General features: G+C 68.7%; 8 protein-coding genes and 2 riboswitches. Of the genes, 4 read left to right on the forward strand and 4 right to left on the reverse strand.

The window, feature by feature from the left end; all coding sequences use genetic code 11:
* Positions 1 to 3: 3 nt before the first annotated feature.
* Complete coding sequence (locus tag K340_RS0121180) at positions 4 to 477, reverse strand: gamma-glutamylcyclotransferase (RefSeq protein ID WP_029138166.1); 474 nt, start codon at positions 475 to 477, stop codon at positions 4 to 6.
* Between the two features lie 37 nt (positions 478 to 514).
* Positions 515 to 1,084, reverse strand: coding sequence for a hypothetical protein (locus K340_RS34665; protein WP_211229580.1), 570 nt, complete (start codon positions 1,082 to 1,084; stop codon positions 515 to 517).
* Positions 1,085 to 1,249: 165 nt separating this feature from the next.
* Here K340_RS34665 and K340_RS32150 point away from each other — a divergent pair, with 165 nt between their 5' ends.
* The 4 genes from K340_RS32150 (at position 1,250) to metE (ending at position 7,434) form a co-directional block, all read left to right on the forward strand.
* Positions 1,250 to 2,446: a sensor histidine kinase gene (locus tag K340_RS32150; protein WP_051267113.1), complete on the forward strand. Its 1,197-nt coding sequence runs from the start codon at positions 1,250 to 1,252 to the stop codon at positions 2,444 to 2,446.
* Positions 2,443 to 3,132 (forward strand): response regulator, encoded by a 690-nt coding sequence (locus K340_RS0121195; protein WP_029138167.1) that lies wholly within the window; start codon positions 2,443 to 2,445, stop codon positions 3,130 to 3,132. Before K340_RS32150 ends, K340_RS0121195 begins: the two co-directional genes overlap by 4 nt.
* Positions 3,133 to 3,241: 109 nt before the next feature.
* Positions 3,242 to 4,660 carry an NAD(P)H-quinone dehydrogenase gene (locus K340_RS0121200; protein ID WP_029138168.1) on the forward strand — a complete coding sequence of 473 codons (1,419 nt, stop codon included), beginning with the start codon at positions 3,242 to 3,244 and terminating at the stop codon, positions 4,658 to 4,660.
* A gap of 137 nt (positions 4,661 to 4,797) precedes the next feature.
* A riboswitch (cobalamin riboswitch) is annotated at positions 4,798 to 5,008 on the forward strand.
* Between the two features lie 134 nt (positions 5,009 to 5,142).
* Complete coding sequence (gene metE / locus K340_RS0121205) at positions 5,143 to 7,434, forward strand: 5-methyltetrahydropteroyltriglutamate--homocysteine S-methyltransferase (protein WP_029138169.1); 2,292 nt, start codon at positions 5,143 to 5,145, stop codon at positions 7,432 to 7,434.
* A 111-nt stretch (positions 7,435 to 7,545) separates the two neighbouring features.
* Here metE and K340_RS0121210 read toward each other — a convergent pair whose 3' ends face one another.
* Positions 7,546 to 8,622: a ribonucleotide-diphosphate reductase subunit beta gene (locus tag K340_RS0121210; RefSeq protein WP_029138170.1), complete on the reverse strand. Its 1,077-nt coding sequence runs from the start codon at positions 8,620 to 8,622 to the stop codon at positions 7,546 to 7,548.
* A 79-nt stretch (positions 8,623 to 8,701) separates the two neighbouring features.
* Positions 8,702 to 11,707, reverse strand: a complete 3,006-nt coding sequence (locus K340_RS32155; RefSeq protein WP_084614725.1) for a ribonucleoside-diphosphate reductase subunit alpha — start codon at positions 11,705 to 11,707, stop codon at positions 8,702 to 8,704.
* 125 nt (positions 11,708 to 11,832) lie between these two features.
* Positions 11,833 to 12,083, reverse strand: a riboswitch (cobalamin riboswitch).
* Positions 12,084 to 12,184: the final 101 nt, after the last annotated feature.

Consider the following 12,184-nt stretch of genomic DNA (forward strand, 5'->3'; position numbering starts at 1 on the left):
TTCTCAGCTGCCGATCGAGCGGCACGGCCGGGTACGCAGTTCGCGCACGTACTCGGTGGGGGCGTCGGCCGCCTCGGCGGCGTCCGCGATCACCCCGAGGTACCGGGCTGACGGCAACCCGCCCTCGAAGGCATCCAGCACGTACAGCCAGGCCAGCTTGTCGCCCTCCAAGGTGTGCACCCGCAGCCGGATCTTGGTGTACAGCCCCAGGTCTGCGCCCTCCCACGAATCCAGCGTGCGCTCGTCGGCGGCCGACAGGTCGTAGAGCACCACGAATACCGAGGACGCGGCGGCACTGCCGCTGGGCGAGTCGTCCTGGACGATGGTGGCCAGCGCACCCTCCCAACCCAGGTCCTCGCCGCCGAAGGTCAGTCGCCAGCCCGGCAACCAGCCGGTGCCGGCCATCGGTGAGGACGGGCAGCGCTGGAGCATCTGGGTCGGATCCATGTTGGATCCATAGGCGGCATACAACGGCATGGCAAGCAGGGTAGTGGGTCCGTCGTGACCCGGCGTCCTACACCGGTCGGGTCGCTGCGGCCGGTCGCTTCAACAGCAGGTCCAGCAGCACGACGCAGGTGGCCGCAATCAGCGCCGAGTCGAGGTAGTGGCAGGCCATCGCACCGAGGTAGGTCGGACCGCCCCAGGCGTTGCTCACGAAATTGGGATCCAGTCCGGCGATCAACTGCTCGCCGACCCGTACCGGCGTGAACAGCAGCAGCGCCAGCGCCGGCAGACCGACCAGGAGGCGCCACGGGGCTTGCCGCAGGGTCAACCGGAGTCGTTGCGCCGCAGCGCGACCGAGCGGTGCCAACAGAAAAAGACCGGCGCCCGCGGTCCGTCGGCGACGCAGCATTGCTGCCGTCAGCCAACCGAGGCCGACGACGGCCAGGACCAGGTGGACCGGCCAGGCGGAGGTTCCCGGACGGACGGCCTCACGGACGTCCGACCTGCCCGCGAAGGTGATCGCGCCGGCGCCCACGCCAACGATCAGCAGAACGGCGCAGAGCGTCAGCGACGCCGGCGACAGCCGGCCGGTGGGGGTCGCGGTGTCGGTTTCGGTAGTGGTCCTGGTGTTCATCCTCATGTGATCCAGCCTGGTCACCGGCCGGCCCATCGTCGTCGGCCCGAAGGCTCGATCCGGGATCCGCCGCGCGCCGGTGACCCGGCCTCCCGTCATCCCCCGGGATGACGACGGCTCCGGTCTGCCGGATGACGCGACGGCGGGTGGCGCGCCGCTACCGTGTCTGGAATGTTCACTCGGCCGCGGATCAGCGGACCCCGACCGGCGCCCGATCTCACCGACCTGCTGGTGGCACTGAGCTGTCTGGTGGTGTTCAGCGGCCCCGTATTGATCGGGCTGGACGCCGGTCGCGGACCGTGGTGGGCGATCGCCGGTTTCGCGATCGCAGACACTGCGCCGCTGGTGTTCCGTCGATGGGCGCCGGTACCGGTATTGGCCGCGGTCGCGGCGGTCGAGCTGGCCGCGTTGCTCACCGGCGTCCGGTTCACCTTCCTGGTGAGCAACGCAGGGTTGGCGATCGCGGTGGCGGTGTTCACCGTTGCCGCCTGGCTGGCCCGTCGCCGCGCGCTGGTGGCCTCCGTGGTGGTGATCGCTGTGCTGGGCGCCGGAGGGTTGCTCGCGCTGCGGTGGTATCCGGATCAGGACCAGAACTTCGTGCAGCTGGTCATCGCGCTGCCTGCCTATCTGCTCGGCGACGCGGTCCGGGGGCGACGGGAGACGCGGCGCGAGCTGGCCGAGCAGACGGCAAGGGCACGGTCGGAGCGGGAGGCCCGGATCCGGGCCGAGGAACGGGTCAGGGTGTCAAGGGACGTGCACGACATCGTGTCGCACACCCTGAGCATGATCGCGGTCAGGGCCGGTGCCGGCAGAATGCTCGCCGATGCAGACCCCGACCAAGCGAGGCAGGCGTTCGCTGCCATCGAACAGGGCAGCAGGTCGGCGCTGATCGAGCTGCGTCGGGTGTTGCGGTCCACCAGGGAGCCGGCGATCGGCCCGGACGCCGTTGGCACGCCTACGCTGGCAGATCTGGACGTCCTGCTGAACGGTGTGCGGGCCGGCGGCATCGAGGTCGTCGTGAGTTCGACGGGCACCGGGAACGGACTGCCCCCGCTGCTGGAAACGACCGGATATCGACTGATCCAGGAAGCGCTGACGAACGTGGTCAAGCACGCAGCGGCCGATCGGGTGCAGGTGACCATGGTCCGGACGGAACAGCGGTTGCGGATCGAGGTGACCGATAACGGCCGCGGTGTCCAATCCGTCCGGGATCCGCAGGCAGCCGGCGGGTTCGGGCTCACCGGGATGCGTGAGCGGGTCGAGTTGTGGGGCGGCACGCTGGTCGCCGAAAGCCTTGCGGGCGGCGGATTCTCGGTCCGGGCCGAGTTGCCCTTGGTCGCCCCGACACCGGTCGGTGGTCGACGGTGACCGACGCGACGACGACGCCGATCCGGGTGTTGATCGCCGATGACGAGGCGCTGATCCGGGCCGGTTTCCGCGCACTCATCTCGGCAACGCCCGACCTGACGGTCGTCGGCGAGGCGGCCAACGGCGCCCAGGCGGCGCAACTGGCCAGGCAGGAATCACCCGACGTGGTGCTGATGGACCTGCGGATGCCGGTGATGGACGGCATGGAGGCGACCGCGCTGATCTCGTCGACCACCTCTGTGGGTTCCGGACCGAGAGTGCTGGTGGTGACCACTTTCGATGACGACGAGTACGTCTTCGGATCGTTGCGAGCGGGTGCTGCCGGCTTCCTGCTGAAGGACACCCCGCCCGAGCAGCTGCTGGCAGCCATCAGGGTGGTGGCGGCCGGTGACGGGTTGCTCGCGCCGGCGGCTACCCGGCGGCTGATCGGCGAATTCGTCCGGCGATCGCCGGTGACCGGACTCGCGGCGCCGCCTGGTTGGGGTGAGCTGACCGATCGTGAACGCGAGGTGCTCGCCGAGGTGGCCACCGGCCGGACGAACGCCGAGATCGCCGCTCGGATGGTGGTGAGCGTCCCGACGGTGAAGACGCACGTCAGTCGACTGCTGGGCAAGCTCGGCCTGCGGGATCGGACACAGTTGGTGGTGCTCGCCTACGAGAGCGGCATCGCGACTCCCGGCGGGTGACCTGCCGGCGGCCCGGATCCCGATACGGTTGTCCTGACGTGAGTGAGCTTGCGAACGAACGAATGACACTGAGCGGGGCCGACCCGTGAGGGACGAGAGGGGAGGCAACATGACCAGCATCGTGATCATGGGTGGCGGGCCGGCGGGCTACGAGGCCGCCCTGGTAGCTGTGCAGTACGGGGCCGACGTGTCGTTGGTCGAGGACCAGGGTGCGGGCGGCAGCTGCGTGCTGCTCGACTGCGTTCCGTCCAAGACCTTTATCGCATCGGCCGGCGGCCGGACCTCGGTGCGCGAGGCGGGCGAGCTGGGCATCGACGTCCCGGCCGACGACGTGGTGGTGAACGTGGCGGCCGTGCACGGGCGGGTGAACCAGCTCGCCGCAGCGCAGTCCGCGGACATCAGGACTCGGCTGCTGGCCGACGGGGTGACGCTGATCGACGGTCGGGCGCAGCTCGACGACTCCGAGCCCGGTCTGGCCAGGCACGTCGTCAAGGTCACCGAACCGGGTGGGGCGGAGCACACCCTGGCCGCCGATGTGGTGCTGATCGCCACCGGCGCGACCCCGCGGGTGGCGGTCGGTTGCGAGCCGGACGGCGAGCGCATCCTGACCTGGCGGGACGTCTATTCGCTGAGCGAGCTGCCGGAACACCTGATCGTCGTCGGCTCCGGCGTGACCGGGGCGGAGTTCGCCTCCGCCTACACCGAGCTGGGGGTCAAGGTGACCCTGGTGTCCAGCCGGGACCGGGTGCTGCCGGGTGAGGACGCCGACGCCGCCGCGGTGATCGAGGAGGTCTTCGCCGAGCGCGGCTCGACCCTGGTGAAGAGGTCCCGCGCGGAGGGGGTCCGGCGGGACGGCGACGAGGTGGTGGTGACCGTCACCGGCGGCGACGAGGTTCGCGGTTCGCACTGCCTGATGACCGTCGGTTCGGTGCCCAACACCACCGGGATCGGCCTGGACAAGGTCGGGATCGAGACGGACAAGGGCGGCTTCGTCGGCGTCGACCGGGTGTCGCGCACCTCGGTTCCCGGCATCTACGCCGCCGGCGACTGCACCGGTGTGCTGATGCTGGCCTCGGTCGCGGCCATGCAGGGCCGGATCGCGATGTGGCACGCGCTCGGTGAGGGTGTCCCGCCACTCAAGCTGAACACGGTGTCCGCCAACGTGTTCACCCATCCGGAGATCGCGACCGTCGGTGCCACCCAGAGCGACGTCGATGCCGGGATGACGAACGTGCAGACCCTGATGCTGCCGCTGGCGACGAACCCGCGGGCGAAGATGGCCGGCGTCCGGCAGGGCTTCGTGAAGCTGATCGTGCTCCGGCCCAGCGGAACAGTGATCGGCGGCGTTGTAGTGGCGCCGGAGGCCTCGGAGCTCATCCTGCCGATCGCGGTGGCGGTGCAGAACAGCCTGACGGCCAAGGATCTGGCCTACAGCTTCTCGGTCTATCCGTCGCTGTCCGGCTCGATCACCGAGCTCGGGCGGCAACTGATGTCGCTGAGCGAGATCCAAGGCCGCGTGGACAGCTGAGATCGCGTGGCGGGGATGTCCCGCGGCCCAAGACCACACTGCTACTCCGGGGGCGCACGGCGCGGTCTTGACAGCCGGAGGTAGCCTAGCTGGGTAGTTGGTTCGCGAGCCGATCGGTAGTCGGCGGCCCGCGCCGAGTCGACACCCGGAGCCCCGGTACCTGTTCGGCGAGAGGGAATCCGGTGTGAATCCGGAACTGCCCCCGCAGCGGTCACTGGGAACGAACGCCGTCACCAGAGCACTGGACGCGTCCATCGCGACGATCCGGGAAGCGACGGCCAGTAGGAATTGCCGGTAGCTCCGGCGCCGCCCACGAGTCCGAAGACCTGCCAACACACCGGGTGCGCCGCATCCGGTGGGCCGTCATCTCGTGGGATGGGGTGCGGGACTCGACCGACCCGTCGACCGGCAACGGCCACGGGTGGGTGACTTCCGCGCGTCGTTGGGTGACGACCCGGTCGAACGACCCGAAAGGGAACAGCATGTCCCGCAACACCATCACCCCGCCACCGATCAGCGCGACGGTCCTCGGCTATCCGCGGATCGGCCGGCATCGCGAACTCAAGAGGGCCATGGAGAAGTACTGGTCCGGCGGCTCCGATCGGGTTCGGCTGGACGCGGTCGCGGCCGATCTCCGCCGCAGCTCCCGCGCCGACCTGTTCGCTGCCGGCCTGGACTCGGTACCGGTCAACATCTTCTCCTACTACGACCAGGTGCTGGATACCGCCGTGCTGCTCGGCGCGGTGCCGGAGCGGTTCGCCGACATCGCCGATCCGCTCGATCGCTATTTCGCGATGGCCCGCGGCGCCGCCGACCTCCCGCCGCTGGAGATGACCAAGTGGTTCGACACCAACTACCACTATCTGGTGCCGGAGATCTCGGCGTCCACGACGTTCTCGTTGCACCCGGAGAAGGTGCTGGCCGATCTGGCCGAGGCGGTCGCCGACGGCGTGCCGGCCCGCCCGGTGGTGCTCGGGCCGGTGAGTTTCCTGTTGCTGGCCAAGGCGGTCGACGGCCGGCGGCTGCTGGATCGGGTGGACGAGCTGGTGCCGCTGTATGTCGACCTGATGGGACAACTGGCCGCGGCCGGGGCCGGCTGGGTACAACTGGACGAGCCGACCCTGGTGCAGGACAGGTCCGAGGAGGAACTGGCCCTGGTGGCCGCGGTGTACGACGCGCTGGCGGCGGTCGCGGACCGGCCGGCCCTGCTGGTGGCAAGCTACTTCGGTGATCTCGGGCCGGCCCTGCCGGTGCTGGCCGGAACCGGGATCGACGGCCTGGCAATGGATCTGGTGGCCGGTACGCTGCCTGCCGGTGCAGCCGGGCTGGGCGACAAGCTGTTGGTCGCGGGTGTGGTCGACGGACGCAACATCTGGCGCACCGACCCGGATCTCGCCCTGCAGAACCTGGCGGCCGCCCGGCAGCTCGCCGGCTCGGTCGCGGTCTCGACGTCCTGCTCGCTGCTGCACGTGCCGTACGGTCTGGCCGGCGAGGACGCCATCGATCCCAAGGTTGCGCGGTGGCTGGCCTTCGCCGACGAGAAGGTGGCCGAGGTCGTGGCTCTCGCCGCGTCGCAGACGCCGGGCGCCGACTCCGGTGTCGAATCGGCGGTGATCGAGCTGTCGCGATCGGCGGTTGCCGATCGGGCGGCATCGCCGATCGTGCATCGGGACGACATCCGCCGGCGGGTCGTCGAGCTGACCGACGACGTCGTCAGCCGGGGGGAGCCGGGCCGTCGCCGGGAGCTGCAGGCGGCCCGGCTGGGGCTACCGGCGCTGCCGACCACCACCATTGGCTCGTTCCCGCAGACCGCCGAGATCCGGCGGGCCAGAGGGGATCTGCGCGCCGGACGGATCGACGACCCGAGCTACGTCCAGCTGATGTGTGCCGAGGTGGTGTCGGTGATCAAGCTGCAGGAGGACCTGGGACTGGACGTGCTGGTGCACGGCGAGCCGGAACGCAACGACATGGTGCAGTACTTCGCGGAGCAGCTCGACGGGTTCGCCGTCACCGGCAACGGCTGGGTGCAGTCGTACGGCTCGCGATGCGTGCGGCCGCCGATCCTGTTCGGCGACGTCAGCCGACCGCGACCGATGACGGTGGAGTGGGCCTCCTATGCGCAGCGTCAGACGGAGCGTCCGGTCAAGGGCATGCTGACCGGGCCGGTCACCATCCTTGCCTGGTCCTTCGTCCGCGACGATCAGCCGCTGGCCGACACCGCGGCGCAGGTGGCCCTGGCGGTCCGGGACGAGACGGTGGATCTGGAGGCGGCCGGTATCGGCATCGTCCAGGTCGACGAGCCGGCACTGCGGGAGCTGTTGCCGCTGCGCCGGGCCGACTGGTCCGGCTATCTGGAGTGGGCGGTCCGGTCGTTCCGGATCGCCACCTCCGGGGTGGGCGACGCGACCCAGATCCACACCCACCTGTGCTACTCGGAGTTCGGCGATGTGATCGACGCGATCGTCGCCCTGGACGCCGATGTCACCAGCGTGGAGGCCGCCAGGTCCCGGATGGAGATCCTGGACGACCTGTCCGCGGTCGGCTACCGCGCCGGCATCGGCCCAGGGGTCTACGACATCCACTCGCCGCGGGTGCCCAGCCAGTCCGAGATCGAGGAACTGCTGGATCGGGCGTTGCGGGCGGTCGGGCCCGATCGGTTGTGGGTCAATCCCGATTGCGGGCTGAAGACCCGATCCACCGACGAGGCGACGGCTGCGCTGAAGAATCTGGTCGCCGCCGCGCGGAGCCGGCGCGCGGCAGTTCCGGTCGTCTAAGGGACACCGACATCGACTGACGCCCACCATCTTCGACCTCGGGCACCACTGGTGATACCTCGAAGTCGAAGATGGTGGGTCGAAGTGGCGCCGGCCGAGCTCAGCCGGAACTCACCACTGCAGGCCGGAGCCGGTCTGGTACTCGATGACCCGGGTCTCGAAGAAGTTCTTCTCCTTCTTCAGGTCCATCATCTCGCTCATCCACGGGAACGGATTCTCGGTGTCGGCGTACAACGGCGTCAGACCGATCTGTGCACAGCGCCGGTTGGTGATGAAGTGCAAGTACTGCTCGCACTGGTCGGCGGTGAGCCCGAGCATCCCGGTCGGCATGGTGTCCCGGCCGTAGGCGATCTCCAGATCGCAGGCGGTGGAGAGCATCTCGCGGACCTCGTCGACGAATTCGGACGTCCACAGGTGCGGGTTCTCGATCTTGATCTGGTTGATCACGTCGATGCCGAAGTTCAGGTGGATCGACTCGTCCCGCAGGATGTACTGGTACTGCTCGGCGATGCCGACCATCTTGTTCCGCCGGCCCAACGAGAGGATCTGCGCGAAGCCGGTGTAGAACCACATGCCTTCGAAGATCACGTAGAACGCGATCAGGTCCCTCAGGAACGCCCGGTCGGACTCCGGCGTCCCGGTCCGAAAGGCTGGATCCTCCAACGACTGGGTGAACTGCAGCGCCCACGAATCCTTCTCGGTGATCGAGGGCACCTCCCGGTACATGTTGAACAGCTCGCCGGAGTCCAGCCCCAGCGAGGTGCAGATGTACTGGAAGGTATGGGTGTGCACGGCCTCCTCGAAGGCCTGCCGGAGCAGATACTGCCGGCACTCCGGATTGGTCAGTTGCCGGTACACCGCCAGAACGATGTTGTTGGCCACCAACGACTCCGCGGTGGCGAAGAACCCGAGGTTGCGCTTGAGCATGGTGCGTTCGGCATCGCTGAGCCCATCGGGGGAGCGCCACAGCGCGATGTCCGCCTGCATGGACACCTCGGTCGGCATCCAGTGGTTGTTGCAACCGGCCAGATACTTCTTCCAGGCCCACTCGTACTTGAGCGGCAGCAGCTGGTTCACGTCGGCCCGGGCGTTGATCATCGACTTCTCGGAGACGCTGACCCGGCCGGCGGTGCCGAGGGTGCGATCGATCTCGCCCAGGCCGGTGACCGGCGCGTTGTTTGTGTCCATGGGGGAGCTCGGGGTACTCACTGGCAGGCCTCGCAATCGGGGTTGACGGTCACAGCGCCCAGGTGAGCAACGGCGGGAATCACTGGCAGGCCTCGCAATCGGGGTTGTCGATCGAACACACGGTGGCTGCGGTGCCCAGCGGGATCAGATCGACGGGTGGGTCGGCAAGAACGGTTTCGGGGATGACGGTTTCCGGGATGACGGGCTCGGGGATGACGGGCTCGGGGATGACGGCTTCGGGGATGACGGGCTGCACCGCAACGGCATTGAGTCGCCCGTCGGTGCCCTGCAGGGTCGACTTCTCCACGTGGGTGGCCGAGGTGGACCGCAGGTAATAGGTGGTCTTGCAACCGGTGCGCCAGGCCAGCCGGTACAGCTCGTCCAGGTCGCGGCCGTTCGGCGCGCTCACGTACAGGTTCAGTGACTGCGCCTGGTCGATCCACTTCTGCCGGCGGGAGGCGGCGGCGATCAGCCAGGACCCGTGGATCTCGAAAGCGGTGGCGAACTGCTCCTTCACCTCCTGTGGCACCCGATCGATCTCCCAGAGCGAGCCGTCGAAGTACTTCAGGTCGCCGATCATCACCTCGTCCCACAGCCCGCGTTCCTTGAGCACCCGCACCAGATGTTCGTTGATCACGGTGAAGTCGCCGCTCATGTTCGACTTGACGAACAGGTTGCGGTAGGTGGGCTCGATCGACTGGGCCACCCCGACGATGTTCGAGATGGTGGCCGTCGGGGCGATCGCCATCACGTTGGAATTGCGCATGCCTGCGGTGCGGACCCGTTCCCGCAACGAGTCCCAGTCCAGTCGTCGCGACCGGTCCTGCTCCAGGTCGCCGCCGCGGGCGGTGGCCAGCAGGTCGATCGAGTCAATCGGCAGCACCCCCTGGCTCCACAGCGATCCGTCGAACGACGGGTAGCGGCCACGTTCGACGGCCAGCGCACTGGAGGCCGAGATCGCCCAGTACGACAGGGCTTCCATCGACGTGTCGGCGAAATCGACGGCTTCCTGCGAGGCATACGCGATGCCCTGCGCGTACAGCGAGTCGGCGAAACCCATCAGCCCGAGTCCGACCGGCCGATGTCGCAGGTTGGACCGACGGGCCGCCGGGATGGTGTACATGTTGATGTCGATCACGTTGTCCAGCATCCGGACCGCGGTGGTCACCGTACGCCGGAGCTTCTCGGTGTCGAGCCCGTCGTGGCCGACGTGCGCCGCCAGGTTCACCGAACCCAGGTTGCAGACGGCGGTCTCGGCGCCGTCGCCGGACGGGCCAGCGGTGCGGGTGTTCAGAGTGATCTCGGTGCACAGGTTCGACGAGTGCACCACACCGGCATGCTGCTGCGGGGAACGCAGGTTGCAGGCGTCCTTGAACGTGATCCACGGGTGCCCGGTCTCGAACAGCGAGGTCAGCATCGAACGCCAGAGCTCCACCGCCCGTACTCGTCGGAAGACCCCGATCTCGCCGCGGTCGGCCGCGGCCTCGTACTCCGCGTACCGCCGGGCGAACGCCTCGCCGTACAGATCGTGCAGGTCGCCGACCTCGTCCGGGGAGAACAGCGTCCACTGAGCATCGGCCTCCACCCGCCGCAGGAACTCGTCCGGCACCCAGTTCGCGGTGTTCATGTCGTGGGTGCGTCGGCGGTCGTCGCCGGTGTTGCGGCGCAGCTGCAGGAACTCCTCGACATCGATGTGCCAGGTCTCCAGGTAGGCGCAGACCGCACCCTTGCGCTTGCCGCCCTGGTTCACCGCGACCGCGGTGTCGTTGGCGATCTTCAGGAACGGCACCACGCCGGAGGAGTTCCCGTTGGTGCCCTTGATGTGTGCGCCGATCCCGCGCACCGGGGTCCAGTCGTTGCCCAGCCCACCTGAGTACTTGGCCAGCAGCGCGTTGTCCCTGATCGAGGAGAAGATCGACGACAGATCGTCATCGACGGTGGTCAGGAAGCACGAGGACAATTGGGGCCGGGTGGTGCCGGCGTTGAACAGCGTCGGGGTCGAACACATGAAGTCGAAGGAGGCGAGCAGCCGGTAGAACTCGATGGCGCGCTCCTCCCGGTCCACCTCGTTCAGCGACAGCCCCATCGCCACCCGCATGAAGAACGCCTGTGGCAGTTCGTATCTGGTGCCGCGATGATGCAGGAAGTAGCGGTCGTAGAGGGTCTGCAGCCCGAGGAAGGAGAATTCCAGGTCGCCGCCGGGCAGCAGCGCGCCGCCGAGCCGCTCCAGGTCGAACTCGGCCAGCACCGGGTCCAGCTGCCCGAGCTGCACACCACGGGCGACATAGTCGGCGAAGTAGCCGGGGTAACGCTCGGCCATCTCGGCAGCGGTGGCCCGGACCGGGTGTCCGGCAAGGAATCCCAGCGCCTCGGTCCGCAGGTTGTCGGCCAGCAGCCTGGCCGTCACCGTCGAGTAGGCGGGCTCACGTTCCACCAACGCCCTGGCCGCCAGCACGGTGGCCAGTTCCACCTCGCGCTCGGTGATCCCGTCGTAGAGGTTGGCGACCGTGCCGGCCAGCACCGCGGCCGGATCGACGTCCGTCAGCCCAGCGCAGGCCTCGGTGATCACCACCGTCAGCCTGGCGGTGTCCAGCGGTGCGCTGCTGCCGTCCGGAGCGGTCACCGAGACCGGTTGCGGCAGACCGGGAACCGGCGCCGGTGTCGCCGTCGACTGTCTGGCCTGCCGGTGCTGCTCGCGGTACAGGATGTAGGCGCGAGCCACCGCGGGCTGGTCGGCGCGCATCAGCGCGAGTTCGACCTGGTCCTGGATGTCCTCCAGGTTGATCGGTCGACCGGGACCGGCGAGGCCGGCGAACCTGCTCTGCAGGGTGTCGACCACCACGTCGGTCAGCTCCCGCACCTGGCTGCGCAGTCGCGCCGAGTGGTGTGCGGCGTCTCCCTCGACGGCCAGGAATGCCTTGGTGACGGCCACCGCGATCCGGCCGGGGTCGAAGTCGACGACCTCGCCGTCCCGGCGTTGCACGCGCAACGTGGTGGCCGGGGGCGGGGCGGTCCCGGCTGCCGGTGGTATCGGGTGATCGCCGGCCTCGACGGGCCGCGTCTGCTGGTCGGTGCTGCTGGTCATGCTCTCTCCTCGCGAGCCGATGGATCGGTGCGCTCCGGGGGAGAGGGGTGACGAGGGCCGGCGCGGGCGTTGCCGACCACGCATCCTCGCTGCACCCTCCCTCGGGGCGCGCCGCGGTGGCTGCCGATGGCAGCCACACCCAGGCAGGTCTTCGGACTCGTGGGCCGTGCCGTCCGGCTGATCAGGCCGCACGACGTTCTACCGGCGGTCGCTTCCCAGGCATCGCGTTGCCCAGTGCTGACCCGGTGCGCTCTGTCGAGCTCTCCGGGGACCGCTTTCGTTCCCACTCACCGCTGCGGGGCAGTTCCGGTGTCGCACCGGATTCCCTGTTGCCTCCAGTCGACGGGCGACTGGAACCTTGAGCACTCAGGACCATACATCTAGCGGTTCGTGACGTCACGAACCCCTAGATGTTCGGATCGGCGTGTCGGGCGTGTCGCCTCGGCGGGTCGGCGCCCCGGACATGCTGCGCGGGTC

Source organism: Nakamurella lactea DSM 19367 (assembly GCF_000426645.1).
Lineage (GTDB): Bacteria > Actinomycetota > Actinomycetes > Mycobacteriales > Nakamurellaceae > Nakamurella > Nakamurella lactea.

Coding starts and splice junctions, on each gene's coding strand:
- K340_RS34665 (WP_211229580.1), bottom strand. CDS start 1,084: ATGAGGATGAACACCAGGACCACTACCGAAACCGACACCGCGACCCCC.
- K340_RS32150 (WP_051267113.1), top strand. CDS start 1,250: ATGTTCACTCGGCCGCGGATCAGCGGACCCCGACCGGCGCCCGATCTC.
- K340_RS32155 (WP_084614725.1), bottom strand. CDS start 11,707: ATGACCAGCAGCACCGACCAGCAGACGCGGCCCGTCGAGGCCGGCGAT.
- K340_RS0121200 (WP_029138168.1), top strand. CDS start 3,242: ATGACCAGCATCGTGATCATGGGTGGCGGGCCGGCGGGCTACGAGGCC.
- metE (WP_029138169.1), top strand. CDS start 5,143: ATGTCCCGCAACACCATCACCCCGCCACCGATCAGCGCGACGGTCCTC.
- K340_RS0121210 (WP_029138170.1), bottom strand. CDS start 8,622: ATGGACACAAACAACGCGCCGGTCACCGGCCTGGGCGAGATCGATCGC.
- K340_RS0121180 (WP_029138166.1), bottom strand. CDS start 477: ATGCCGTTGTATGCCGCCTATGGATCCAACATGGATCCGACCCAGATG.